27 protein-coding genes are annotated in these 23,942 nt (G+C 61.2%); 22 read left to right on the forward strand and 5 right to left on the reverse strand.

The genetic code is table 11. From position 1 onward, the window contains the following. Nucleotides 1-446: 446 nt before the first annotated feature. The 7 genes from BTW07_RS10510 to BTW07_RS10540 all read left to right on the forward strand — a co-directional run bounded on the left by BTW07_RS10510 (nt 447) and on the right by BTW07_RS10540 (nt 7,470). A complete protein-coding gene (locus tag BTW07_RS10510) occupies nt 447-1,544 on the forward strand; it encodes an ABC transporter ATP-binding protein (protein ID WP_075570136.1) in 1,098 nt (365 codons plus the stop codon). 12 nt (nt 1,545-1,556) lie between these two features. Next, entirely contained in the window at nt 1,557-2,669 is a 1,113-nt protein-coding gene (locus BTW07_RS10515) for an ABC transporter ATP-binding protein (protein WP_075570137.1), read from the forward strand. Then, nucleotides 2,656-3,519, forward strand: coding sequence for a carbohydrate ABC transporter permease (locus tag BTW07_RS10520; protein ID WP_075570138.1), 864 nt, complete (start codon nt 2,656-2,658; stop codon nt 3,517-3,519). The genes BTW07_RS10515 and BTW07_RS10520 overlap by 14 nt, the downstream gene beginning before the upstream one ends. Nucleotides 3,520-3,526: 7 nt before the next feature. Further along, a complete protein-coding gene (locus BTW07_RS10525; protein WP_075570139.1) occupies nt 3,527-4,327 on the forward strand; it encodes a carbohydrate ABC transporter permease in 801 nt (266 codons plus the stop codon). 28 nt (nt 4,328-4,355) lie between these two features. Further along, complete coding sequence (locus BTW07_RS10530; RefSeq protein ID WP_075570140.1) at nt 4,356-4,628, forward strand: DUF2160 domain-containing protein; 273 nt, start codon at nt 4,356-4,358, stop codon at nt 4,626-4,628. Nucleotides 4,629-4,746: 118 nt separating this feature from the next. Beyond that, nucleotides 4,747-6,459, forward strand: coding sequence for an ABC transporter substrate-binding protein (locus BTW07_RS10535; protein WP_425272033.1), 1,713 nt, complete (start codon nt 4,747-4,749; stop codon nt 6,457-6,459). 177 nt (nt 6,460-6,636) lie between these two features. Then, a complete protein-coding gene (locus tag BTW07_RS10540; RefSeq protein ID WP_075570142.1) occupies nt 6,637-7,470 on the forward strand; it encodes an HDOD domain-containing protein in 834 nt (277 codons plus the stop codon). Between the two features lie 45 nt (nt 7,471-7,515). Here BTW07_RS10540 and BTW07_RS10545 read toward each other — a convergent pair whose 3' ends face one another. The 4 genes from BTW07_RS10545 to BTW07_RS10560 form a co-directional block, all read right to left on the reverse strand. After that, nucleotides 7,516-7,989, reverse strand: coding sequence for a GAF domain-containing protein (locus BTW07_RS10545; protein ID WP_075570143.1), 474 nt, complete (start codon nt 7,987-7,989; stop codon nt 7,516-7,518). 121 nt (nt 7,990-8,110) lie between these two features. Continuing rightward, entirely contained in the window at nt 8,111-8,911 is an 801-nt protein-coding gene (locus BTW07_RS10550) for a MetQ/NlpA family ABC transporter substrate-binding protein (RefSeq protein WP_075570144.1), read from the reverse strand. 135 nt (nt 8,912-9,046) lie between these two features. After that, nucleotides 9,047-9,700, reverse strand: coding sequence for a methionine ABC transporter permease (locus BTW07_RS10555; RefSeq protein ID WP_075570145.1), 654 nt, complete (start codon nt 9,698-9,700; stop codon nt 9,047-9,049). Further along, the gene (locus tag BTW07_RS10560) at nt 9,681-10,724 is read right to left on the reverse strand and encodes a methionine ABC transporter ATP-binding protein (RefSeq protein ID WP_075570146.1); all 1,044 of its coding nucleotides are present in this window, start codon (nt 10,722-10,724) and stop codon (nt 9,681-9,683) included. Before BTW07_RS10560 ends, BTW07_RS10555 begins: the two co-directional genes overlap by 20 nt. A gap of 317 nt (nt 10,725-11,041) precedes the next feature. On the opposite strand from BTW07_RS10560, the gene BTW07_RS10565 reads away from it, so the two are divergent. Continuing rightward, a complete protein-coding gene (locus BTW07_RS10565; protein ID WP_075570147.1) occupies nt 11,042-11,632 on the forward strand; it encodes a malonic semialdehyde reductase in 591 nt (196 codons plus the stop codon). Between the two features lie 99 nt (nt 11,633-11,731). Here BTW07_RS10565 and rutR read toward each other — a convergent pair whose 3' ends face one another. Further along, complete coding sequence (gene rutR / locus BTW07_RS10570) at nt 11,732-12,394, reverse strand: HTH-type transcriptional regulator RutR (RefSeq protein WP_075570148.1); 663 nt, start codon at nt 12,392-12,394, stop codon at nt 11,732-11,734. A 417-nt stretch (nt 12,395-12,811) separates the two neighbouring features. On the opposite strand from rutR, the gene rutA reads away from it, so the two are divergent. The 14 genes from rutA to moaC all read left to right on the forward strand — a co-directional run bounded on the left by rutA (nt 12,812) and on the right by moaC (nt 23,934). Beyond that, nucleotides 12,812-13,915: a pyrimidine utilization protein A gene (gene rutA, locus BTW07_RS10575; RefSeq protein WP_075570149.1), complete on the forward strand. Its 1,104-nt coding sequence runs from the start codon at nt 12,812-12,814 to the stop codon at nt 13,913-13,915. Beyond that, complete coding sequence (gene rutB, locus BTW07_RS10580) at nt 13,912-14,697, forward strand: pyrimidine utilization protein B (RefSeq protein ID WP_075570150.1); 786 nt, start codon at nt 13,912-13,914, stop codon at nt 14,695-14,697. Before rutA ends, rutB begins: the two co-directional genes overlap by 4 nt. 2 nt (nt 14,698-14,699) lie before the next feature. After that, nucleotides 14,700-15,086, forward strand: coding sequence for a pyrimidine utilization protein C (rutC, locus tag BTW07_RS10585; protein WP_075570151.1), 387 nt, complete (start codon nt 14,700-14,702; stop codon nt 15,084-15,086). Nucleotides 15,087-15,122: 36 nt separating this feature from the next. Continuing rightward, entirely contained in the window at nt 15,123-15,896 is a 774-nt protein-coding gene (gene rutD, locus BTW07_RS10590) for a pyrimidine utilization protein D (protein WP_075570152.1), read from the forward strand. Nucleotides 15,897-15,946: 50 nt separating this feature from the next. Then, nucleotides 15,947-16,489, forward strand: coding sequence for a flavin reductase (locus tag BTW07_RS10595; protein ID WP_244158348.1), 543 nt, complete (start codon nt 15,947-15,949; stop codon nt 16,487-16,489). Nucleotides 16,490-16,658: 169 nt separating this feature from the next. Further along, entirely contained in the window at nt 16,659-18,173 is a 1,515-nt protein-coding gene (locus BTW07_RS10600; RefSeq protein ID WP_075570153.1) for an NCS1 family nucleobase:cation symporter-1, read from the forward strand. Between the two features lie 284 nt (nt 18,174-18,457). Beyond that, complete coding sequence (locus BTW07_RS10605; protein ID WP_075570154.1) at nt 18,458-19,066, forward strand: riboflavin synthase subunit alpha; 609 nt, start codon at nt 18,458-18,460, stop codon at nt 19,064-19,066. A gap of 160 nt (nt 19,067-19,226) precedes the next feature. After that, on the forward strand, nt 19,227-19,778 hold the full coding sequence (locus BTW07_RS10610; protein ID WP_075570155.1) for an adenine phosphoribosyltransferase: 552 nt from the start codon (nt 19,227-19,229) through the stop codon (nt 19,776-19,778). An 83-nt stretch (nt 19,779-19,861) separates the two neighbouring features. Beyond that, entirely contained in the window at nt 19,862-20,350 is a 489-nt protein-coding gene (gpt, locus tag BTW07_RS10615; RefSeq protein ID WP_075570156.1) for a xanthine phosphoribosyltransferase, read from the forward strand. Nucleotides 20,351-20,369: 19 nt separating this feature from the next. Next, nucleotides 20,370-21,059 (forward strand): uracil-DNA glycosylase, encoded by a 690-nt coding sequence (ung, locus tag BTW07_RS10620; RefSeq protein ID WP_075570157.1) that lies wholly within the window; start codon nt 20,370-20,372, stop codon nt 21,057-21,059. Nucleotides 21,060-21,116: 57 nt separating this feature from the next. Next, entirely contained in the window at nt 21,117-21,746 is a 630-nt protein-coding gene (gene upp / locus BTW07_RS10625) for a uracil phosphoribosyltransferase (protein ID WP_075570158.1), read from the forward strand. Beyond that, nucleotides 21,743-22,405: a molybdenum cofactor guanylyltransferase MobA gene (gene mobA, locus BTW07_RS10630; RefSeq protein ID WP_075570159.1), complete on the forward strand. Its 663-nt coding sequence runs from the start codon at nt 21,743-21,745 to the stop codon at nt 22,403-22,405. Before upp ends, mobA begins: the two co-directional genes overlap by 4 nt. Continuing rightward, entirely contained in the window at nt 22,398-22,973 is a 576-nt protein-coding gene (gene mobB / locus BTW07_RS10635; protein ID WP_075570160.1) for a molybdopterin-guanine dinucleotide biosynthesis protein B, read from the forward strand. The genes mobA and mobB overlap by 8 nt, the downstream gene beginning before the upstream one ends. Before the next feature lie 130 nt (nt 22,974-23,103). Further along, entirely contained in the window at nt 23,104-23,934 is an 831-nt protein-coding gene (gene moaC, locus BTW07_RS10640) for a cyclic pyranopterin monophosphate synthase MoaC (protein WP_075570161.1), read from the forward strand. The last annotated feature ends 8 nt before the right edge of the window (nt 23,935-23,942 follow it).

The following is a 23,942-nucleotide window of genomic DNA, read 5'->3' on the forward strand; positions in this document are numbered from 1 at the left end:
TTTAGAGCGCCACGTTGACATCGTGGAGGTCAGCGGTTCAAATCCGCTTGGTCCTACCAGATTCGAACCCCGAGCCTTGTCTCGGGGTTTTTTGTGCTCGTCAGTTTCCTTTCGATGCTCCCTGTCCCATTTCCCTTTGAGGCTCCCTGCCCAACGCCGGATCACCTTTGCGGGATTTCTCGGTCTTCCGGACTGGCGAGTAATGTTGGATTTCGAACAGGACATACAGTAGATCCGGTTTTTATGATTGGCATTATTGCCGGGAGATAAGCGTCCAGCGTTGGACATTAGTGGCTAAGACTAAGGTTTTAAGCGTTTTAAACTCAGTAAAATCAAATCATTAAAATTTTAAAAATCCCTCCAGGGCGTTCTCCTTTCTTCGTCGTATATCTTTATGAAACGGGTGTTCTAGGATGCTCGAAAGAGAAAAGGGAACGGCGCCACCCATGTCATTACAACTCCATAACGTGACACTGTCGGTGCGGGGCGAGACGTACATCGATGATGCCAGCCTGACCCTGGAACCGGGGTCATTCAACGTGTTGCTGGGACACACGTTGGCGGGCAAGACGACCTTGATGCGACTGATGGCGGGCCTGGACATGCCCGACAAGGGGTCGGTACATCTCGGTGGCCGGGACGTGACCCATCTGCCGGTTCGCCGACGCAATGTCTCGATGGTTTATCAGCAGTTCATCAACTACCCCACATTGACCGTCTTCGACAATATCGCCTCGCCGCTCAAGCAGGCCAAGGTGTCCCGGCAGGAGATTACCCGGCGAGTCGAGGAAACGGCTGCAATGCTCGGGATTCAGCACCTGCTGGGACGCTATCCGCAGGAGCTCTCGGGTGGGCAGCAGCAGCGCACGGCGATGGCCAGGGCATTGGTCAAGGATGCGGATCTGGTGCTGTTCGATGAGCCTCTGGTCAATCTCGACTACAAGTTGCGCGAGGCGCTGCGCGTCGAGATGCGCAAACTGTTCGAATCGCGCAACACCATCGCGGTGTACGCCACCACCGAACCCGCAGAAGCGCTGGCACTGGGCGGCACGACGACGCTGCTGCACCAGGGGCGGATCGTCCAGAGCGGGCCCAGCGGCGACGTCTATCGCCATCCGCGGAACCGTGAAGCCGCCACGTTGTTTGGCGAGCCACCGATCAACCTGATGCCGATGACGGTCGAGGGAGGCGAGTGCCGGATCGCCGATCAGCGCCAGCCGCTGCCTGAAGCGTGGCGCAATCTACCCGACGGCGATTATCAGGTCGGTATCCGGCCTCATCACTGGTCGCTTCAGCCGATTCCGGAAGCGGCGTTTCGTCTGCCGGTCGTCGTGCGTATCGCCGAGATCAGCGGTTCCGAAACCTTCCTGCACCTGTCGCATGATCGGATCGACCTGGTCGCGCACCTGGCCGGGATTCATGAGTTCGGCGTGGATCAGGCGCTGGATGTTCACGTCGCTTGCCGACAACTGTTCGTATTCGAGCCGGGTGGCGATCTGGTGTTGTCGCCGTTCTCGTTGCGGCCAACGCTTGCGAGCGTTTGAGGAGAATCCTATATGGCGGAAATTCGCCTCGAGCAGTTGGCGCACAGCTACCATCGCGCCCCTTCGCAACCCGGTGACTACGCGCTTCGACGAATGGATCACGTCTGGGAGCAGGGTGGCGCCTACGCGCTGCTGGGCCCCTCGGGCTGCGGCAAGAGCACGCTGCTCAACATCATCTCCGGGCTGTTGGCGCCTTCGGAGGGCCGCGTGCTTTACGACGGCAAGTCGGTCAACGATCTCACTCCGCAGGATCGCAATATCGCCCAGGTTTTCCAGTTCCCGGTGGTCTACGACACCATGACGGTTCACGAGAACCTGGCGTTTCCACTGCGCAACCAGGGACAGTCCCGCGAGCGCATCGATGACCGAGTGAGAGAGGTGGCCGAGGCTCTGGAGATCGAGTCGCTGCTGGCTCGAAAGGCGCGGAACCTGACGGCGGACGAGAAGCAGAAGGTATCGATGGGACGTGGGCTGGTACGTGACGACGTGGCGGCAATCCTGTTCGACGAGCCGCTGACGGTGATCGATCCGCAGCTCAAGTGGCGGCTGCGGCGCAAGCTCAAGGAGATCCATCAGCGCTTCAACGTGACGATGGTCTACGTCACCCATGACCAGTTGGAGGCGTCCACCTTCGCCGACAAGATCGCGGTGATGTACGAGGGGCAGATCGTGCAGTTCGGCACGCCGCGAGAGCTGTTCGAGAACCCGCAGCATACCTTCGTCGGCTACTTCATCGGCAGTCCCGGCATGAATCTGCTCGACATCGCGTTGGGCGAGACGGGGCTCGAGTTCGACGGGCGAACGCTTGCGGTGGCCGATTCGATCGTCGCTCGACTTCGGGATCGCGAAGGCGGGCGCCTGCAGCTCGGCATCCGGCCGGAGTTCGTGCAGCTGGTGGCGCCGGAGAGTGCGGTCCTGCAGGGATATGTCGATCTGGTTCAGGACCAGGGCACCTTCAAGATCGTCGACGTGCGCCTGGACACGCCCTCGGCACCGGTGGTCAAGGCGAGGTTAGGGGAGGAAGTGATCGTTCCGGAGGGGCGCACCGGCGTGCACTTCCCTGAAACCTGGCAGCGCTTCTACGTCGACGACCGGCTGGTGGAGATCACGCATGAAACCCTATAACAACAAGGCCTGGTGGCTGGTACTGCCGGTATTCGTGCTGGTCGCCTTCAGCGCCATCATTCCGATGATGACGGTGGTCAACTACTCCGTCCAGGACATCTTCGATCCGAGCACGCGCTACTTCGTGGGTACCGAATGGTATCGGGAGATTCTGGCGGATCCGAGGCTGCACGATTCATTGCTGCGCCAGTTCATCTACTCGTTCTGCGTACTGGCCATCGAGGTGCCGCTCGGCATCGTCGTCGCGCTGTCGATGCCACGCCGCGGGTTGGGCGTGCCGTTCAGTCTGATTCTACTGTCACTGCCGCTGCTGGTGCCGTGGAACGTGGTGGGAACGATCTGGCAAATCATCGGACGGGAGGATATCGGTCTGTACGGCTGGATTCTCAACAGCCTGGGGCTCGACTACAACTACGCCTCCAATCCGCGGGACGCCTGGATCACCGTGCTGGTGATGGACGTCTGGCACTGGACCTCGCTGGTAGCGCTGCTGTGCTATTCCGGGCTGCGCTCGATTCCGGACGTCTACTACCAGGCGGCGAGGATCGATCGCGCCTCCCACTGGGCGGTGTTCCGCTTCATCCAGTTGCCGAAGCTCAAGAACGTGCTGCTGATCGCGGTCATGTTGCGCTTCATGGACAGCTTCATGATCTATACCGAGCCGTTCGTGCTCACCGGTGGCGGGCCGGGCACGGCCACGACCTTCCTCAGCCAGACGTTGACCCAGATGGCGCTTGGCCAGTTCGATCTGGGCCGTGCCGCGGCGTTCTCGCTGATCTACTTCCTGATCATTCTGCTGGTGACCTGGGTGTTCTATACCGCCATGACGCATAACGACAACAAGGAATGACGCCGCCATGAGACTGCGCAAGAGCCTGGTGATGCTGGTCTATCTGCTGTTCGTGCTGGTGCCGATCTACTCGCTCGTCAACATGTCGTTCAAGTCGAATCGGGAAATTCTCGGTGGTCTGACGCTCTGGCCCACCGCCCCGACACTGGACAACTATCGTGTCGTTTTCACCGAGCCGACCTGGTACACGAGTTATCTCAACTCTCTCAGCTATGTCTCGATGAACATGCTGATTTCGTTGCTGGTCGCGTTGCCGGCCGCCTATGCGTTCTCGCGCTATCGCTTCCTGGGCGACAAGCACATGTTCTTCTGGCTGCTGACCAACCGGATGGCGCCGCCAGCCGTGTTTCTGCTGCCATTTTTCCAGCTTTACTCGGCGGTAGGGCTGTTCGATACGCCGATCGCGGTGGCACTGGCGCACTGCCTTTTCAACGTGCCGCTGGCGGTGTGGATTCTCGAGGGTTTCATGTCATCGGTGCCCAAGGAGATCGACGAAACCGCGTATATCGATGGCTATACCTTCCCCAAGTTCTTCATCCGGATCTTCCTGCCGATGATTCGGCCCGGCATCGGGGTCACGGCGTTTTTCTGCTTCATGTTCTCCTGGGTCGAACTGCTGCTGGCGCGAACGCTGACGTCGGTCGATGCCAAGCCGATCGTGGCGCAGATGACCCGTACGGTTTCGGCGTCAGGCATCGACTGGGGCGTGCTGGCGGCCGCGGGCGTCGTCGCGCTGTTACCCGGCATCGCCGTGATCTATTTCGTGCGCAACCACGTGGCCAAGGGCTTCGCCCTGGGTCGCGTCTGATCCGCCTGGCCAGAGAGAGGGGAATCGTATGGGCTGGATGGCCTGGACACTACCGACGGCATTGTTCTTTGCGGGAATCGCGTTGCTGCTGGTGGCGATGACGGTGTGGCAGACCGTATCCCCCGGGCGAGAACGCAAGGGCTTCCTGCCGCTGACGACATCGCGCGGCGATCGGCTGTTCATCGGCCTGCTCGCATCGGCCTACGGCCATTTGCTGGTTCTGGCACTCACCGACTGGCCGCTCTGGGTCGCGACCGCGATCTGCGCGACAGGCATGGCAATCATCATGAAATGGGGGTAACGCATCGACCAGGGATCATCGTTCTTCATCGGATAGCGCCACGACAGCAAACGGACGAAGGATAACAAAGAGGGTTAACGCCATGTTCGATATCAAGCACGCCAGCTCGCGACGCCGAATGCCACTGAGCATCGGCGTCAGCCTTGCCGGTTTGATGGCCGTATCGGGGACCGCGATCGCCGATCAGTATCAGGATGCTGCCAAACGCTGGCTGGGCGACGAGTTCACGACCTCGACACTCACGCCAGAACAGCAGATGGCCGAGATGCAGTGGTACATCGATGCCGCCAAGCCGTTCCGTGGCATGCAGATCAACGTCGTTTCGGAGACGCTCACCACCCACAAATACGAATCCGAGGTGCTGGCCCGCGCGTTCAGCGAGATCACCGGCATTCAGCTGAAGCACGATCTGATCCAGGAAGGGGACGTGATCGAGAAGCTGCAGACCCAGATGCAGTCCGGTCGCAACATCTACGACGCCTACGTCAACGATTCCGACCTGATCGGTACCCATTTTCGCTACGGCAAGGTGGTGCCGATTTCCGACATGATCGAAGGCGATGCTGCCGATGTGACCTCGCCGACACTGGATCTCGATGACTTCATCGGGCTCTCGTTCACCACCGGACCGGATGACAAGGTCTACCAGCTGCCGGATCAGCAGTTTGCCAACCTCTACTGGTTCCGCGCCGACTGGTTCGACGATCCCGACCTCAAGGCGCGTTTCAAGGAGAAGTACGGCTACGAACTGGGCGTGCCGGTGAACTGGTCGGCCTACGAAGATATCGCCGATTTCTTCACCAATGACGTTCACGACATCGACGGCCAACGTGTCTACGGCCACATGGATTATGGCAAGAAGGATCCCTCGCTGGGCTGGCGCTTTACCGATGCCTGGTTCTCGATGGCCGGGGCCGGCGACAAGGGCATCCCCAATGGTCTGCCAGTGGACGAGTGGGGGATTCGGGTGGAGGATTGTCGGCCGGTGGGCTCGAACGTTACCCGAGGTGGCGCCACCAACGGCCCGGCCGCGGTATTCGCGACTCAGAAATACATCGACTGGCTGCATGCCTATGCGCCTCCGGAAGCCCAGGGCATGACGTTCTCGGAAGCGGGGCCGGTGCCGGCGCAGGGCAATGTCGCCCAGCAGATCTTCTGGTACACCGCCTTTACCGCCGACATGACCCAGCCGGGTCTGCCGGTGGTCAACGAGGATGGCACGCCCAAGTGGCGGATGGCGCCGTCACCGGTGGGGCCGTATTGGGAAGATGGCATGAAGAAGGGCTATCAGGACGTGGGGGCCTGGACCTTCATGAAGTCGACGCCCGAGAAGAACCGTCTCGCTGCATGGCTCTACGCGCAGTTCGTGACCTCGAAAACGGTCTCGCTGCAGAAGACGCTGGTGGGGCTGACGCCGATCCGGGAGTCCGATATCCAGTCCCAGGCGATGACCGAAGCCGCCCCGAAACTGGGCGGCCTGGTCGAGTTCTACCGCAGCCCGGCGCGACTGCAGTGGTCACCGACCGGTACCAACGTGCCGGACTATCCCAAGCTGGCGCAGCTGTGGTGGCAGTATATTTCCCAGGCGGTCAGCGGTGAAACCAGCGCCCAGCAGGCATTGGATGGGCTGGCCGATGCCCAGGATCGCATGATGGAGCGTCTGGAACGGGCCAATGTCCAGCCTCAATGCGGCCCGAAGCTGAACGAACCCCGCGATGCACAATACTGGCTCGATCAACCCGGTGCGCCCAAACCCAAACTCGACAACGAGAAACCGCAGGGCAAGACCGTTCCTTACGACGAGATGGTAAAATCCTGGCAGAAGAGCTGAACGACGCCTCGGTTTTGACCTGTAACACCAACGTTTCGCGTCGCCAGGGCGGCGACTTCACCGCCGGCTTTCCGGCGGTTTTTTTTGTGTGTCATTCCGGCTATTCGGTTAACTTGGGCCGGCCTCAGGACTTTTCGTGGAGCGACAGATAACATTGGCGTATAGCTGGAGTGAAACATGTCACTGAACTCGCTTTTCGAACACATTCATCAGTTACCTAGCGTACCTGCCGTGGTCACCGAGCTGATCGCCAGTCTGGACAATGACAGGATCAGTGTTCACCGGGTGTCGACCACCATTCGCAAGGATCCCAGCCTGAGCCTGAAACTGCTGCGCTCGGCCAATTCCGTGCGATACGGCGTGGGTCGAAACGTGGCGACGATCGACGACGCCTTGCTGCTGCTGGGCTTCGATCGCGTGCGCACCCTGGTCATCGCTTCGGGCATGGTCGGCATGCTCAAGGAAGTGCCGGGTCTCGACCGCCAGGCGTTCTGGCGCGAGTCGTTCATGGTAGCCAACCTCAGTCGCACGATCGTCCGGCACAGTCAGTTGGCGGATCTGGCCCCGGAGACTGCCTTTACCTGTGGCATTCTTCATCACGTGGGTTCGGCGTTGATGCATATCGGTCATCCCGACACGATGCAGCGGATCGATGTGCTGGTCGCTCAGGGCGCACCGAGAGCGGAGCTGGAAGCCAATCAGTTCGGTTATACCTTCAGTGAGGTGGGCGCCGAGCTGGGACGTCGCTGGCGTTTCCCCGAGACCATCTGCCATGCCTTGACGTATCAGGGCAAGCCGTTGGCGTCGGTCCCTTTTTCGCCCTACGCTGCCGCCGTCCATCTGGCGATCGGTCTCTATCACAATATCGCCAGCGGACGTCGGGAAGAGCACGCCCTGGGGGAGATGCCGCGGGAGATCCGTCGTCCGCTGGCGTTGGATCTGCTTTCGCTCTACGAGGATATCCTGCAGATCATGCGCACCGATGATGAGCTGGGCGTGTTCCTCGATTGAGCCTGACCTTCTGCACTCGGCCACCCCGATACGGCCTCGTCGTATTCAGCGGCGCGGAGCGCTCGCAGTCAGGTCGCTGGCATCAATGAACACCCGACACAGGCGCTCGATACCGGCCTGATCTTCGCGACTGAAGCGTGCCGGTACGGGGCTGTCGATATCCAGCACACCCCACAGGTCGTCGGCGACGACGATCGGCACCACCAGTTCGGAACGCGAGGCGGCATCGCAGGCGATATGGTCCGGCACCGCGTGGACATCGTCGACCCGCTGCGTCTGGCGCGAGCGGGCCGCGGCGCCGCAGACCCCTTTGGAAAACGGGATCGGATTGCAGGCCGGCAACCCCTGGAAGGGGCCGAGGATGAGCGTCTCGGGCTGGCGCTGGAGATAGAACCCGACCCAGTTCAGCTTCTCGAGCGTCTGCATCAGGAAGGCGCTGGTCTGGGCGGCGTTGGTCAGCCAGTCGCGCGTATCCAGCAGCGCTGTCAGCTGGCGCTCGAGGGAATCGTAGTCGGTCATCGTGGGCTCCTCGAAAAAATGAACGGAAAAAGATCAACTGCAAAACGAAAACCAGCGCCCTGGGCGCTGGTTTCGTGATGATCATGATGTCTGGCTTGTCACGTCGGTGACGCCGCCGCGATCACTTCCAGCCGGGAACGGCACCACCCTTGAACAGCTCCTGGGCCTTGTCGGCAACCGCGTCTGACTGGTACGCCTTGACCAGCTCCTGAATCTCCTTGCGATCCTGGTCGCCGCCACGCACGACGATCAGATTCACATAGGGCGAGTCCGGTCCTTCCTTGATCAGTGCATCATCCAGTGTCAGGCCCGCGGGCTGCGTGAAGGTGCTGTTGATGAAGGCCATGTCGACGTCCTGCAGAATGCGCGGCATCTGGGCGGCCTCGATCTCCTTGAACGAATAGTCATGCGGGTTCTCGGTGATGTCGATCGGCGTCGCTTCCAGATTCCCGTCATCGTCGAGCGTGATCAGACCCTGCTTGTCCAGCAGAATCAGCGAGCGGCCTTCGTTGGTCGGATCGTTGGGCACCGCGATCGTCGCGCCGTCAGGCAACGCGTCGATGCTGTCGTACCTGGCGGAATAGGCGCCGATCGGATAGACGAACGTCTTGCCGGCCACGGCGAAGTCATAGCCGCGATCGTTGACCATCGAGCGCATGTACGGCTCGTGCTGGTAGGCGTTGGCATCCAGGCTGCCGTCGGCAAGTGCGGCGTTCGGCGTGACGTAGTCGGTGAACTCGATGATCTCGACATCGAGGCCGTACTTGTCCTTCGCGACCTGCTTTGCCACTTGCATGACATCGGTCTCGGGGCCGGCCATGGTACCGACCTTGATGGCATCGTCGGCGGCATGCGCAGAACCGGAAACCAGGCCGAGACTCAGTGCAGCGGCGCTCAGCGTGCGGGTCAATGAAATCGACATTTGGCGAGTTTCTCCCTGATGAAGTGATGGTAGGACGCGCGTGGCGCACTCGATGATCGCCGAAATATAACGGAATAACGACGATCACGGTAATTCATTCTGGTTATTAGTCTAATCCGTGGAGGGGGACCGTGCTCACTTGTGATCGCTTTTGCGAACCAGATAGTCCCCGAGGCTCTGAAACAGTTGCACCATGACCACGAGCACGACCACGGTGATCAGCATGACGGTGGGGTTGAAGCGGTTGTAGCCATAGCGAATGCCCAGATCACCAAGGCCACCGCCCCCCACGGCACCGGCCATGGCGGAGTAGCTGACCAACGCCACAAGGGTGATCGTCAGGCCGTTGATGATACCGCCACGGGCCTCCGGCAGCAGCACCTTCATGATGATCTGCATCGGCGTTGCTCCCATCGACTGCGCAGCCTCGACCAGGCCGGGCGAGACCTCGTTCAGCGCGCCCTCGACCAGTCGCGCGACGAACGGAATGGCGGCGATGGTCAGCGGCACGGCGGCGGCATTGGTGCCGATGGAGCTGCCGACGATCATGCGGGTGAAGGGAATGATCGCCACCAGCAGGATGATGAACGGTACCGAGCGGCCGACGTTGGTGACGATCCCGAGCACCGTGTTGACCACCGGCTGCGCCAGGATCTGGCGCGGCCGCGTCACGTAGAGCAGCACCCCGAGCGGGACGCCGGCCAGCGCCGACAGAATGCCGGCGACGGCAACCATGTAAAGTGTCTCCAGCGTGGACTGCCAGACGAGATCAATCAGTGCGCTGGACATGGCCCAGTACCTCCACATGCAGGTCAAAGGATTCGAGCGTTGCCAGGGCCTGCCGGGTCTGCGAGGCGCTGCCCATCAATTCGGCGATCATCAGTCCCAGCGTACGGCCCTGTATGGACTCGACCTTGGCCTGCAGAATACTGACATCGATGCCATGTTCACGGGCCAGCCGCGAAATCAGTGGGGTTGCCACGCTATCGCCGGAGAACGTCAGCCGCACCACGGGATGCGTGCTCTCGCCGGATTCCGGTTCGAGGCGTTCGATCAGGGCCTGCGGCGCTTCCAGCTTGAGGAAGTCGTTCAGGAAATCCCGCCCCAACTGGGTGCCGGGGGCCGTAAAGAAGTCGCCGACGTCGGCATCTTCCACCAGGCGTCCGTCGGATATCAGACCGACGCGATGGCAGATCGTCTTCACCACTTCCATCTCGTGAGTGATCAGCAGAATGGTGAGTCCCAGGCGTTGATTGATCTCCTGCAGCAGCGTCAGGATCGATGCCGTCGTCTGCGGGTCGAGCGCCGAGGTTGCCTCGTCACACAGCAGCACCTTGGGTTGGCTGGCCAGGGCGCGGGCAATCGCCACGCGCTGCTTCTGACCGCCAGACAACTGGGCCGGATACTGCGCCGTCTTGTCCGCCAACCCCGTCATCTCCAGTAGCGGCAACACGCGTTCCCGAATGGTCTGACGGGATTGCCCCATCAGCTCCAGCGGCAAAGCGACGTTGTCGTAGACGGTACGATTGGTCAGCAGGTTGAAGTGCTGAAAGATCATGCCGCACTGATGTCGTGCCTGGCGTAGGGCGGCGGCGTCCATGGCAGTCAGTTCCTGCCCGTCGATGACGACGCGGCCGGCTGAGGGGCGCTCGAGGAGATTGACGCAGCGGATCAGGGTCGATTTGCCGGCGCCGGAGAGGCCAATGACGCCGTGAATCGTGCCCTTGGGTACCTGCAGGTCGATATCTTTCAGCGCCTGCACGGCACCGGGCCCGCTGCCGTAGGTTTTGGAAACGTTGTCCAGTGAGATCATTGGGCGTATCGGAAGCGTCTGTCTGGGTTCGGGAGGCGGCGGGGCAGTTCGGCGCGCCGTCTGGGCGTCATCGGCGACGGCCCCGCGTCGATGAGCGCGCTAGTATACGGATCTCGTCGGGTCAGAGCGACCGCTGGCGCCGGGCCGTGTCGCGAGATACCGTAGGCGACGATGGCAGCTTGCCGCCACACGGTTTCTCCCCGGTGACAGCTCTCTGCCTCAAAGACTCGGGACGCTGTTTCAAAGGCTCGAGACGCTGTTTCAAAGGCTCGAGACTGTGTTTCAACGACACTTTTTAGACAACAAGGAGAAACGCGATGCTGCCATCACTGGATGACCAGGCGCTGAACCAGCTTTTTCTGGAAGCGCATACCCATAATGCCTGGCAACCTCGGGAAATCACCGAGGAGACCCTGCGCCAGCTCTACGCGCTGGTCAAGATGGGGCCGACCTCGGCCAATTGCTGTCCGGCACGCTTTGTCTTCGTCCGCTCGACCGCGGGCAAGGACAAGTTGTTACCCTGCGTCTCTTCCGGAAATGCCGACAAGACGGCGACGGCGCCATGTACGGTGATCGTGGCCTACGACAAGCGCTTCTACGATCAGTTGCCGATGCTGTTCCCGGTTGCCGACGCCAAAAGCTGGTTCACCGGGAGCGAAGCCTTCGCCGAACAGACAGCGCTACGCAACAGTTCGATGCAGGCCGGTTATCTGATTCTGGCGGCGCGCGCCATGGGACTGGATACCGGGCCCATGTCCGGATTCGACCCCGAGGCACTGGATGATGCCTTTTTCGCCGGTACCGATTGGACGGCCAACTTGCTGATCAACCTGGGTTACGGTGACGAGTCCGGCGTCAAGCCGCGCCTGCCGCGTCTGGCGTTCGAAGACGCTTGCCAACTGGCTTGACCGGCGGACCAAAGCATCGACTCTGCCGTATGGAACCCGCTCGACCGGTGGCCTCGGGCGGGTTCCATCGCAACCCCCAAAGTGCCGTCCAACGCCATTTCAGATTGCTGCCTGTCGCGGCAGCAAACCGCCCAGCACGATGCGCTGAATATTGTCGACCGTGGCTTCGAAGAAATCGGGGTCGGCCAGCGTCTTGCCGGAAATTGCCTCGATCTGTACGGCGAAATCGGCGTAATGCTGCGTGGTACCCCACAGCAGATAGATCAGATGATGCGGGTCGACCGGCAGCAGCTTGCCGCCAGCGATCCAGTGCTCGATGACCTTCGATTTTTCCTCGACCAGCGCGCGCAAGTCTTGCTGCAGCTCTTCCTTCAGCAGTGGCGCGCCCTGAATCATCTCCAGGCAGAACAGGCGCGACTCCTGCACGTGATCCCTCGACAGCTCGACCTTGATCCGAATGTAGTGACCGATCGCCGCCTCCGGGGTCTGGTCGGCGTCAATGGCGCGTATCGGTTCCAGCCAGGTATTCAGAATCTGTTGCAGGACCGAGACGTAGAGCTTTTCCTTGGACGGGAAGTAATAGAGCAGATTGGTCTTGGAGACGCCCGCCTGGTCGGCGATGGCGTCCAGGCTGGCGCCGCGCAGGCCGAACTGGGAAAACAGCGTCAGCGCCGCATCGCGAATGCGTTGCTTGCGGGCTTCGCTGGCAGCGGCGCGGCCCGGGTTGGAGACGGCGGTGGGAGCCGCGGGCGTGATTGGCATCATGGTCGTCCTGACAAACGAATCCCTGAATGGCGTGCCGACCCGCCTTGCAAGGGCGTTGGATCACGGCCATTGCAGGGGGGAACAATCGTTCGGCACTTTACCACGCCGGTTCGAGGCTGACGTCATTGACCTGAAAGCACTGCTTCGGCCAGCGATGAGTGCCTGGCAAGGCGCACCGAATCTGCGCGAATCTGCCATTCCCTGCGTCATTTTCGCGCACCTTGTTCTTATGACGTGGACCATTTGGTCTGCCGGTGTTTCATCGTCTTGTCCCAAGTCGTTGAAAGCGGATCAGGAACGTTGCGTTGGCACGACAGTTGTTAGAGGGATATCAGGCGTTGGGCCGCCGCTGGTCAGCAACCTCCCGGTGAGCGACAGACCGACAACGATATCCATGACGACGGGGAATGACTCATGCAACTGGGCCTCTTTATTCCTATCGGTAACAACGGCTGGCTGATTTCCGAGAATGCGCCGCAGTACATGCCGAGCTTCGAACTCAACAAGGCGGTGACCCAGAAGGCCGAGAGCTACGGCTTCGAGTTCGTGCTGTCGATGATCAAGCTGCGCGGGTTCGGCGGCAAGACCGAGTTCTGGGAGCACGCGTTGGAGTCATTCACCCTGATGGCGGGGCTGGCGGCCGTGACCTCGAAGATCAATCTCTACGCTACCGCGGCGACATTGGTGATGCCGCCGGCGATTACCGCGCGCATGGCGGCGACCATCGATTCGATCGCCCCGGGACGTTTCGGCATCAATCTGGTGACCGGCTGGCAGAAACCGGAATATAGCCAGATGGGAATGTGGCCGGGGGACGATTACTTCGCCAGGCGCTACGCCTATCTCGACGAGTACACCACGGTGCTGCGGGATCTGCTGGAAACGGGTCACAGCGATCTGAAGGGCGACTTTTTCCAGATGGATGACTGTCGCCTGAGTCCGCGTCCGGAGCAGGGCGTCAAGATCGTCTGCGCCGGCCAGTCGAGTGCCGGCATGGCCTTCACCGCCAAGCACGCCGACTACAGCTTCTGCTTCGGCAAGGGACTGAATACGCCGGCGGCGTTCGCCGATACTGCCGCGCGCCTCAACGCGGCGGGCAGGGAATCCGGGCGCGATATCGCTTGCTACGTGCTGTTCATGGTGATCGCCGACGAGACCGACGAAGCGGCCATGGCACGCTGGGAGCATTACAAGGCGGGTGCCGATCAGGAGGCGCTCGACTGGATGGCCGACCAGGGCAGTCAGGACAAGAGTTCGGGCAAGGATACCAACGTGCGCCAGATGACCGATCCGACATCGGCGGTCAACTTCAACATGGGCACCCTGGTCGGCTCCTACGCCAATGTCGCGCGGATGCTCGACGAGATCGACACCGTCGAGGGCGTCGGCGGCGTGATGCTGACGTTCGATGACTTTCTGGCAGGTCTGGATATCTTCGGCAGGCGCGTGCAGCCGTTGATGAAGACTCGAATGGATGTCCTCAACGCGCCGGGCGAAACGGCCGAGGTGGCGAAATGAGCGGACTCAAGCAGACGCCGGTGGTGCGTCGTGGCGGTGACGGCGTCAATGACGAGATCGTGCTGGCCGGTCGGCCGGAGGCGATCGCGATGCCGTGCTCCGAGACGGCATTGATCGTCGTCGACATGCAGAACGCCTATGCCACTCGGGGTGGCTACCTCGATCTGGCCGGTTTCGATGTCACCACCACCGGGCCGGTCATCGAGCGAATTGCCAAGGCGATCAAGCTGGCGCGCGCGGCGGGCATCCAGGTGATCTTCTTCCAGAATGGCTGGGATGCCGAGTACGTCGAGGCCGGCGGCCCGGGGTCTCCCAACTGGCACAAGTCCAATGCACTGAAGACCATGCGTCAGCAACCCGAGTTGAAGGGACAGCTGCTGGCCAAGGGTACCTGGGATTACGCGCTGGTCGACGCACTGAAGCCTCAGTCTGGAGACATCGTGCTGCCGAAGCCGCGCTATAGCGGGTTCTTCAACACGGCGCTGGACAGCATCCTGCGTTCGCGGGGTATTCACCACCTGCTGTTCACCGGCATCGCCACCAACGTGTGCGTCGAGTCGACGCTACGTGATGGCTTCTTCCTCGAATATTTCGGCACCGTGCTGGAGGACGCGACCTATCAAGCCGGCCCGCCTTCGGCACAGAGCAGCGCCATCTTCAATATCGAAACCTTTTTCGGCTGGGTATCGAGCGTCGACGCCTTCGAGGACGCCTGCGCGGCGCTAACCGACGCCCGGCAGCCACACGCTTCACCCATGACTTCAGCAGCAGCAGGAGAGTGATCATGCCCAAGACGAGTGTCATTCCCGCCGGTTCCGGTGCCCCTCTGGCCCCGTTCGTCCCGGGTAGCCAGGCCGATAACATCCTTTACGTTTCCGGCACTCTGCCGTTCGACAAGGACAATAACGTGGTTTACGTCGGTGACGCTGCGGCCCAGACCCGTCACGTGCTGGAACTCATTCAGAGCGTGATCGAGACCGCCGGTGGCAGCATGAATGACGTCACCTTCAACTCGATCTTTCTGCGCAACTGGGAAGACTATGCGGCGATCAACGCGGTCTACGCAGAATTCTTTCCCGGCGAGAAGCCGGCGCGTTACTGCATCCAGTGCGGGCTGGTGAAGCCGGATGCGCTGATCGAGATCGCCTCGATCGCGCATTTGCCTCACTGACTCGTTGGCTGACGCCTTGCCGGAAGGAACTCGTCAATGCACTACGAAATACTGGGACGCACGGAGCCCGATGCCCCGACGATTCTGCTCTCCGCGGGCTTGGGTGGCGCCGGTCGCTTCTGGGAGCCGCAACTGGCTGCACTGGAGACGACACACCGGGTGGTGATCTATGACCACCTCGGTACGGGCAAGAGCCCTGCCGAGCTGCCGAGCGGCTACGCGATCGATGATATGGCACAGGAAGCGCTGGCCTTGCTCGACCGGTTGAACATCGAGCGCGTCGATTTCATGGGCCATGCCCTGGGTGGTCTGGTCGGGCTGCAGATGGCGCTGCTGGCGCCGGCCCGGCTGGGTCGGCTAATCGTGATCAATGCCTGGAGTCGTGTCGATGTCCAGAGTGAGCGCTGTTTTCGGGTACGCCTGGCGCTGCTCCAGGACAGCGGGGCCGAAGCGTATCTGCACGCGCAGCCACTGTTTCTCTATCCCGCCGACTGGCTGTCCGCCAACCACGAGCGGCTGCTGGCCGAAGAGGCTCACGCGCTCGCGCATTTTCCGGGCGCGCATAACGTGCTGGCACGCATCGGAGCGCTGTCGGCCTTCGACATCGACGCGAGGCTGGGGGAGATCGCCACGCCCACGCTGGTGATCGCCTCCCGGGACGATCTGCTGGTGCCGTACCCGCGCTCGGAGCGGCTCGCCGAGGGGCTGTCCGACGCGCGGCTGGCGGTATTCGACTACGGCGGACACGGGCTGACGGTGACCGTGCCTGACTCGTTCAACGCCTCGGTAGCGCGATTCCTGGCAACCTGATCACCGCTTTGATGGCTTGAGCGGCAGCGGTGAGGGAGAGGAGAGATTTGATGATGACCTCGTTACAGAAACCTGAATACGACGTGGAAGCGCTGAGTGCCGTTTTGCCATCGGCATTTCGCGAAGCGATGTCGCGATTGGCGGCCGCGGTCAACGTGGTGACCACCGATGGCCCGGCCGGGCGCGCCGGTTTCACGGCGTCGGCCGTATGCAGCGTGACCGACGAACCGCCGACGCTGCTGGTCTGCATCAACCGGCGCGCTTCGGCCTATCCCTCTTTTGCTGACAATCCGGCGCTTTGTGTCAACGTGCTGAGTGCCGACCATCAACAGGTTTCCAATACCTTTGGTGGCAAGACGCCCATGGCGGAACGCTTCGCGCAGGCGGACTGGACGACACGCGAGACAGGGGCTCCGGTACTGGCGAATGCGCTGGCACATTTCGAATGCCGGATCGGCCAGCGCGTGGCGGTTGGCACCCACGACGTGTTGTTCTGCGAGATCGTGGCGATGTCGACCTGCGACGAGAGCCAATGCCTGCTCTATTTCGACCGCCAGTATCACCAGTTGCCGCGGCTGGCCCCCGGCGGCTGAGCGGCAACCGTATCGTCATGATCTATCGAGACCGTCATGAGTTATCGGGCGCGTCATGACCGACTTGGAATCTCATGACCCATTTGGAACTTAATGAACCACTTGGAACTTAATGAACCACTTGGAACTTCCTGACCCCCAGGGGTCGCCACGGGATCGGAGACACACAATGACAATATCCGCTTCTCGCATGGTCGAACGTGACGGCAGGATCGAGCTCAGCCTCGGCGATGACGTCCGCGATAGTGCCTGTTTCAATCACGATATCGCGCCGACGACGGCCAGCGAACGTACCTGGTCGAAATGGAATATCGCCGCGCTCTGGGTCGGGCTCTCGATCTGCGTACCGACCTATACCCTGGGTGGCGTACTCACCGCCTATTTCGGGCTGAGTGTGCTCGAAGCCTTGGTCGCAATTCTGCTGGCCAACGTGATTCTGTTGATTCCGCTGACGTTGAACGCCTTTCCCGGAACCCGCTACGGCATTCCGTTCCCGGTAGTGCTGCGTTCGTCGTTCGGCATTCGCGGCTCGAATGTTCCTTGCCTGATCCGCGCGCTGGTCGGTTGTGGTTGGTTCGGCATCCAGACGATGTTCGGCGGCCTGGCGATTCATCTGCTGCTATCCGCGATCGTGCCGCCGTGGCAATCGCTGGGCGGCTGGGGGCAGGTTCTCGGTTTCTTCATCTTCGCGGCGATGAATCTCTGGGTGGTGATTCGCGGTGCGGAGTCGATCAAGTGGCTCGAGACACTGTCGGCGCCGTTGCTGTTGCTCGTCGCCATCGGATTGATGGTATGGGCGCTGCCGCACGTTTCGCTGAGCGAGTTGATGGCGCAGCCACCGTCGCGACCGGCAGGCGCATCGGTGACGACCTACTTTCTGTCGGGACTCACGGCGATGGTCGGTTTCTGGGCGACGCTATCGCTGAACATTCCGGACTTCAGCCGTTTCGCCAAGAGCCAGAAGGATCAGATCGTCGGCCAGATCATCGGGCTTCCGTTGACCATGTTCTTCTTCGCCGCGCTGGGGGTGGTGATGACGGCGGCGTCGGCGTCGCTGGTCGGGGAGACCGTCTCCGATCCGGTCACGCTGATCGGTCATATCGATAGCCCCGTCTGGGTATCGATCGCCATGGTGTTGATCGTGATCGCCACGATCTCGACCAACACGGCGGGTAATATCGTCTCGCCGACGAATGACTTCCAGAACATCGCCCCCAAGTTGATCAACCGCACGGGTGGCGTGCTGTTGACCGGATTGGTCGGTACCTTGCTGATGGGTTATGACCTGCTGCACAAGGCAGGGGTCATCGTCTCCGACGTGACGCTGGAAAGTCTCTATTCCAATTGGCTGCTGGGGTATTCGAGCCTGCTGGGGCCGATCGCCGGGATCATGGCGGTGGATTACTTCCTGATCAAGCGCCAGCGTCTGGACGTGGTCGCGCTCTACCGCGATGACGGTCGCTATCCGACGATCAACGTGGCCGGCTTCATCGCCTTCGGCGTACCGGTGGTGCTGACACTGATATCGTTGATCACGGGGCTGTGGCAGTGGTTCTACGACTACGGCTGGTTTACCGGCTCGCTGTTGGGCGCAATGATCTACTACATCGCCGGCAAGACGCTGGATCGTTCGCGTGATGCGCCCTGCGACATCCACACCGCGGATTCCGCTTCGGTGGGTTGAATACGCAGACCGATTGGCGGCGGCGGCTTGAAAGGCAGAAAGGCCACCCACTCGGGTGACCATCAACGTTGAACACCCCCTTTTAGCCAGACTGCCTCGGGAGACCGGCGCACCGGTTTTCGGGAATCCATCGGTGCATTGAATGGCGGCCAGCCAGGGTCGGCCGAAGAGGGCGTCAATGTCATGGCAAACGCCAGCGGCGTGCTAGAATTCTCGTTCTTGTTGCCCGCCGAGCGTGTCTGTCATCGGTGGATAGCCATTCGTCCAGGCCAGGAGAGCGGTTGATGTTTACGGGGATCGTGCAGGATGTGGGAACCGTGATAGCGATCGAGGAACGTGAGCAGTTGCACACCCACGTGGTATCGATGTCGCCGGCAATGCGCGAGGGTCTCGCGTTGGGCGCCTCGGTCTCCCACAACGGTTGCTGTCTGTCGGTGACGGCCATCGAGGGAGAAAACGTTAGCTTCGATCTGATGCGTGAAACACTTCGCCTGACCAATCTCGGCGATCTCGCCGCCGGCGGCAGAGTCAACCTGGAGCGGGCGGCGCGTTTCGGCGATGAAATCGGCGGACATTCGATGTCCGGGCATATCATGGGTATGGCCAAGCTCGTCGAGATCGACGAGGCGCCCAACAATCGCCGGCTGTGGTTCGAGCTGCCGGTGGAACTGGCCCGGTTCGTGTTCGACAAGGGCTACATCGGCATCGACGGAATTAGCCTGACAGTGGGAGGCGTCGAGGCCGGGCGCTTCTGCGTCAACCTGATCCCCGAAACACTGGCCAGAACGACGATCGGTGAACGGGTGCCGGGGGATAGGGTCAACATCGAGATCGATCCACAGACTCAGGCCATCGTCGAGACCGTGGAGCGCGTGCTGGCCAATCGCGGCTGAAAGAACCTTTAGCGGCCCCGGGCGTCACGACATCGCAGGCATTGCCACAGGTCGCGCCGTGGCGTTGGCTTGGGTAACATGGGCGCCTTTGCGCCAGGATTTATCGCTCCGCGATTTCTCGTTCTTCGGTGCGCCGTGTTCGGTCAATGGAGTTTTTTCGATGAGCAGCAGTATCTATGGCGACTATATCAAGTCGGTCATTCGCACCGTGCCCGATTGGCCTCAGCCCGGTGTCAATTTTCGTGATATCACACCCCTGCTCCAGAACAGTGCCGCCTTTCGCAAGTTGATCGACAGCTTCGTGCATCGCTATCAGGAACTGGAGGTTGACGCGGTTGCCGCGATCGATGCACGCGGGTTCATCGTCGGCGCGCCGCTGGCCTACGAGCTGGGCTGCAGCTTCGTGCCGGTGCGCAAGAAGGGCAAGCTACCGTTTCGAACCATCAGCGAAACCTACACGCTGGAGTACGGCGAATCGACGGTCGAGCTGCATGCCGACGCCTTCCGCGAGGGTGACCGTATCGTGTTGATCGACGATATCATCGCCACCGGCGGGACCATGCTGGCGGCGGCGTCGCTGATTCAGCGCAGTGGTGGTCATGTCGTCGAGACGGCGACCATCCTCGACCTGCCTGAACTGGGCGGCTCGGCCAAGATCCAGGAGGCCGGATACAGCGTTTTCTCGGTCTGCAGCTTCACCGAAGACGAGTAGCACTTCTGCACCAACACCCGCAGCGCAACGAGAGGCCCGCCGCCATCGCCCGATGGCGGCCCGATCCAAGAGTGGGACCCGCCATGACCGACAATCGTTATCAGCATCACTTCACCGTTTCCTGGGATCAACTTCATCGCGATGTCCGGTCGCTCTGTCACCAGCTCGTCGAGCGTGATTTCAAGGGTATCGTCGCAATCACGCGTGGTGGATTGATTCCGGCGGCGTTGATCGCCCGCGAGCTGGATATTCGTCTCATCGACACGGTCTGCATCAAGAGCTATGACGAACAGGCCCAGGGTAAGCTTGATGTGATGAAGGGCGTCGACCACGACGGCGATGGCTGGTTGCTGGTCGACGATCTGGTGGATACCGGCAAGACCGCTCGGGCGGTGCGCGAGATGCTGCCCAAGGCGCACTTCGTCACCGTCTACGCCAAGCCCGAAGGGCGTCCACTGGTCGACCAGTATCTGACCGAGGTGGCTCAGGATTGCTGGATCGAGTTCCCATGGGATCTTGGGCATGCCTATGTCGAACCGCTGGTGAACCAGATTCGCTCGCCGAAATCCTGATCGAATACGGAGCGAGCCCATGTCCCGGTCACCGTTACCCGATAGCTGGAACGCCTGCCTTGGCGAAGAATTCAGCGCCCCCTACATGCAGACGCTGCGCGCCTTTCTCGCCGAAGAAAAAGCGGCGCACAAGATCATCTATCCTCACTCCTCCCACTGGTTTCGTGCCTTCGAGTTGACACCGCTGGAACAGGTCAAGGTGGTGATACTGGGGCAGGATCCCTATCACGGCCCCAATCAGGCACACGGACTCTGTTTTTCGGTACGCCCAGGCGTGCCGACGCCTCCTTCCTTGCAGAATATCTACAAGGAGCTGGCTACGGATGTCGGCACCGCGCCGGTCAATCATGGTTTTCTCGAAAGCTGGGCGAGCCAGGGCGTGATGCTGATGAACAGCGTCCTGACGGTGGAGCAGGGCAACGCCGGTTCCCATCGCAATCGTGGCTGGGAAACCTTCACCGATCGCGCCATTCAGGTGATCAATGAGCATTGCGACGGCGTCGTCTTTCTACTGTGGGGAAGCTACGCCCAGAAGAAAGCGAGTTTCGTCGACCGCACCCGGCATCTGGTGCTGCATGCGCCGCATCCGTCACCGCTTTCGGCGCATCGCGGCTTCTTCGGCACGCGCCATTTCTCGCAGGCCAACACGTTTCTTCAGCAGCGCGGCGCGGCGCCCATCGACTGGCAATTGCCGTCTAGCGTCGCCTGATCGGCATCGTCTCGCGTACAATATCGGCGTTTCCTCCATTCTACGAAGGCGCCGATCATGAGTGTGCATGCGATCTCCCATCCCCTGGTCAAACACAAGCTTGGACTGATGCGGGCCGCCGATATCAGCACCAAGAGCTTTCGTGAGCTGGCCTGTGAAGTGGCCAAGCTGCTGACCTACGAGGCGACTCAGAACCTGGAGATGGAACCGGCGACGATCGAGGGCTGGAACGGCTCGCCGATCGCCGTCGAGCAGATCAAGGGCAAGAAGGTCACCATCGTGCCGATTCTGCGTGCCGGCCTGGGCATGCTCGACGGGGTCACCGACCTGATCCCCAGCGCGCGTATCAGTGTCGTCGGGCTCTACCGTAACGAAGAGACCCTGGAGCCGGTGCCCTATTTCGAGAAGTTCGTCAGCGATCTGGACGAGCGCCTGGCGATCGTCATCGATCCGATGCTGGCGACCGGCGGCTCGATGGTGGCGACGCTGGACATGCTCAAGGAGCGAGGTTGTCAGCAGATCAAGGTCATCGTGCTGGTGGCGGCGCCGGAAGGGATCGAGCGTGTACAGAAGGCCTACCCCGACATCGAGATCTACACGGCCTCCGTCGACGAGCGACTCGACGAGAATGGCTATATCGTGCCAGGGCTGGGTGATGCCGGCGACAAGATATTCGGTACGCGGTGATCGACCGCTCCGATGTGACAGGCGTGCTGTTGGCCGGCGGTCGCGGGCAGCGCATGGGTGGCGTCGACAAGGGCTGGGTGAGTCTCGACGGTGTTCCCCTGGTTCAGCAGGCTTTGCAACGTCTCGCGCCTCAGGTTGGCGGTATCGTCATCAGTGCCAATCGCCATATCGATCGCTATCGGCGGCTGGGGTATCCCGTCGTCGTGGATTCATTGCCTGACTATCCGGGGCCATTGGCCGGCGCGCTGGGTGCACTGCACCACGTTGCCACGTCCTGGATACTGTTGGCACCCGTGGACATGCCGTGGCTGCCTGCCGACCTGCTGAGCCGGCTCTCGAATGACCTTGGTGAGTCCGATATTGCGGTCGCCCACGACGGCGAACGTCTCCAGCCACTGGTCGCGCTGATACGGAGTTCGCTGGTCGAGGATTTGGCGCAATGGCTGGATGCGGGGGGCGGCAAGGTCGTCGGCTGGTACGCGCGTCACCGCTGGTGCCAGGTCGATTTCTCCGATCGGAGCGCGCAGTTCGTCAATCTGAACACCCCGGAAGCGTGTGAGCGGGCCGAGCGACATCGGCCGGGTTCCATCATATCGAGGCAAGAGGCGCCCGCGCAGGATCGGAGCGCGGGGCGCGGCGGAGAGAATCTGGATGAGTGACGCCGCCAGCGCGATCGTCTGTGACATCCCCCTCCTGGGTATTGCCGCCTGGAGCGGGACCGGCAAGACCACGCTGCTGGAGGCGCTGCTGCCTCGGCTGCGCGAACGGGGCTGGCCGACGGCGGTCATCAAGCATGCCCATCACGATTTCGATGTCGATAAACCTGGCAAGGACAGCCATCGCTTGCGCGAGGCGGGAGCGACCCCCATGGTGGTGGCTTCCGGCCGTCGTTTCGCGCTGATGATGGAAACCCCTGGCCAGCAGGAACCCGATCTGGCGCTGCTGGTAGCACAGGTTGCGGCCTTGAAGCCCGCGCTGATTCTGGTCGAGGGATTCAAGACATGGCCCATTCCCAAGCTGGAGTTGTATCGTGGCAGTCAAGATCGGCCGCCGGCAGCGGGGGGCGACCCCTGGGTCCAGGCCTTGGCCTACAAGCCTGCAGAGTTGTCTGTCGTGACGCTCGAGACTTTACCTTCGACGGTCAGGCAGCTGAATCTGGATGATCTCGAAGAGATTCTCGACTGGATGATCGACTGGGCAAGTCGCCAGCAAGATATACAGCGCTGAACCGCCAGCTATGTTTGTTCGAATCTTCCGTCTCGTTTGTCCGCTTCTGTCGAGGGAAGGCGGGCATGAATGCGACGGTCGCACTACACTTTATGCTTGATTCAATGATCGGAAACGAGGCGAATTCAACATGACGCTCACGCATCTCAACGCGCGTGGTGAAGCGCACATGGTCGATGTCGCCGATAAGCAGGAGACGCGGCGCGAAGCGCGAGCTCGCGGTGCCGTTCATATGCAGGCTTCGACCCTGGCATTGCTGTCCGAAGGCGGATTGCCGAAAGGTGATGTTCTGGCCACGGCGAGGATCGCCGGGATTCAGGCTGCCAAGCGCACCCACGAACTGATTCCGCTCTGCCATGCGCTGGCGCTGTCGAAGGTCACCGTCGAATTTACCCTGGATGCGGAACACGACTGTGTTCACGTCGAGGCGTTCTGTCGGCTCAATGGCCGGACCGGCGTCGAGATGGAAGCGTTGACGGCTGTCTCGGTGGCGTGTCTGACGCTATACGACATGTGTAAAGCGGTCGACAAGGGCATGACCATCGATGGGGTTCGGCTGGAAGAAAAGCGCGGCGGACGCTCGGGAGAATGGCTGCGCGAGACGGCGCCCGAGTCGACGCAGCGTCCAGAGAATGAGGCACCGGAAGAAGCCATCGAACCGTCATCGATGGGGTTGATCGATCCTTCCGGCGCGGTATCGACAGCAAGCGATCTCAAGGTTCAGTTTCTGGCCGAGCTGCGTGAAAGATTCGAGATGCCCGAGATCTTGCTGAGTTGGGACCAGCTCCCGTCTCATGATATCGCCGGGGTCAAGCTAGCCCTGATCAACCAGGATCCGAAGTTCAAGGCGCTGCAGAACCAGCGTGTGCTTTGCGCCCGCAATGACGCCATGTGCCAGGATGGGGCGGCCATTGTGCGGGGGGATCGGATCGCATTCTTTCCGCCGGTTACCGGCGGTTGAACGAGAGG

Origin of the sequence: Salinicola socius, from assembly GCF_001937195.1 — a bacterium.
GTDB lineage: Bacteria > Pseudomonadota > Gammaproteobacteria > Pseudomonadales > Halomonadaceae > Salinicola > Salinicola socius.

What these genes read in the sequence shown, in the direction of transcription:
- BTW07_RS10520 (WP_075570138.1), top strand. Translation starts at nt 2,656, where the DNA reads ATGAAACCCTATAACAACAAGGCCTGGTGGCTGGTACTGCCGGTATTC.
- BTW07_RS10560 (WP_075570146.1), bottom strand. Translation starts at nt 10,724, where the DNA reads ATGATCTCACTGGACAACGTTTCCAAAACCTACGGCAGCGGGCCCGGT.
- BTW07_RS10535 (WP_425272033.1), top strand. Translation starts at nt 4,747, where the DNA reads ATGCCACTGAGCATCGGCGTCAGCCTTGCCGGTTTGATGGCCGTATCG.
- BTW07_RS10540 (WP_075570142.1), top strand. Translation starts at nt 6,637, where the DNA reads ATGTCACTGAACTCGCTTTTCGAACACATTCATCAGTTACCTAGCGTA.
- rutA (WP_075570149.1), top strand. Translation starts at nt 12,812, where the DNA reads ATGCAACTGGGCCTCTTTATTCCTATCGGTAACAACGGCTGGCTGATT.
- BTW07_RS10525 (WP_075570139.1), top strand. Translation starts at nt 3,527, where the DNA reads ATGAGACTGCGCAAGAGCCTGGTGATGCTGGTCTATCTGCTGTTCGTG.
- BTW07_RS10610 (WP_075570155.1), top strand. Translation starts at nt 19,227, where the DNA reads ATGAGCAGCAGTATCTATGGCGACTATATCAAGTCGGTCATTCGCACC.
- ung (WP_075570157.1), top strand. Translation starts at nt 20,370, where the DNA reads ATGTCCCGGTCACCGTTACCCGATAGCTGGAACGCCTGCCTTGGCGAA.
- moaC (WP_075570161.1), top strand. Translation starts at nt 23,104, where the DNA reads ATGACGCTCACGCATCTCAACGCGCGTGGTGAAGCGCACATGGTCGAT.
- rutC (WP_075570151.1), top strand. Translation starts at nt 14,700, where the DNA reads ATGCCCAAGACGAGTGTCATTCCCGCCGGTTCCGGTGCCCCTCTGGCC.
- rutB (WP_075570150.1), top strand. Translation starts at nt 13,912, where the DNA reads ATGAGCGGACTCAAGCAGACGCCGGTGGTGCGTCGTGGCGGTGACGGC.
- BTW07_RS10600 (WP_075570153.1), top strand. Translation starts at nt 16,659, where the DNA reads ATGACAATATCCGCTTCTCGCATGGTCGAACGTGACGGCAGGATCGAG.
- BTW07_RS10565 (WP_075570147.1), top strand. Translation starts at nt 11,042, where the DNA reads ATGCTGCCATCACTGGATGACCAGGCGCTGAACCAGCTTTTTCTGGAA.
- BTW07_RS10515 (WP_075570137.1), top strand. Translation starts at nt 1,557, where the DNA reads ATGGCGGAAATTCGCCTCGAGCAGTTGGCGCACAGCTACCATCGCGCC.
- rutR (WP_075570148.1), bottom strand. Translation starts at nt 12,394, where the DNA reads ATGCCAATCACGCCCGCGGCTCCCACCGCCGTCTCCAACCCGGGCCGC.
- BTW07_RS10530 (WP_075570140.1), top strand. Translation starts at nt 4,356, where the DNA reads ATGGGCTGGATGGCCTGGACACTACCGACGGCATTGTTCTTTGCGGGA.
- gpt (WP_075570156.1), top strand. Translation starts at nt 19,862, where the DNA reads ATGACCGACAATCGTTATCAGCATCACTTCACCGTTTCCTGGGATCAA.
- BTW07_RS10605 (WP_075570154.1), top strand. Translation starts at nt 18,458, where the DNA reads ATGTTTACGGGGATCGTGCAGGATGTGGGAACCGTGATAGCGATCGAG.
- upp (WP_075570158.1), top strand. Translation starts at nt 21,117, where the DNA reads ATGAGTGTGCATGCGATCTCCCATCCCCTGGTCAAACACAAGCTTGGA.
- BTW07_RS10545 (WP_075570143.1), bottom strand. Translation starts at nt 7,989, where the DNA reads ATGACCGACTACGATTCCCTCGAGCGCCAGCTGACAGCGCTGCTGGAT.
- rutD (WP_075570152.1), top strand. Translation starts at nt 15,123, where the DNA reads ATGCACTACGAAATACTGGGACGCACGGAGCCCGATGCCCCGACGATT.
- BTW07_RS10595 (WP_244158348.1), top strand. Translation starts at nt 15,947, where the DNA reads ATGATGACCTCGTTACAGAAACCTGAATACGACGTGGAAGCGCTGAGT.
- BTW07_RS10550 (WP_075570144.1), bottom strand. Translation starts at nt 8,911, where the DNA reads ATGTCGATTTCATTGACCCGCACGCTGAGCGCCGCTGCACTGAGTCTC.
- BTW07_RS10555 (WP_075570145.1), bottom strand. Translation starts at nt 9,700, where the DNA reads ATGTCCAGCGCACTGATTGATCTCGTCTGGCAGTCCACGCTGGAGACA.
- BTW07_RS10510 (WP_075570136.1), top strand. Translation starts at nt 447, where the DNA reads ATGTCATTACAACTCCATAACGTGACACTGTCGGTGCGGGGCGAGACG.
- mobB (WP_075570160.1), top strand. Translation starts at nt 22,398, where the DNA reads ATGAGTGACGCCGCCAGCGCGATCGTCTGTGACATCCCCCTCCTGGGT.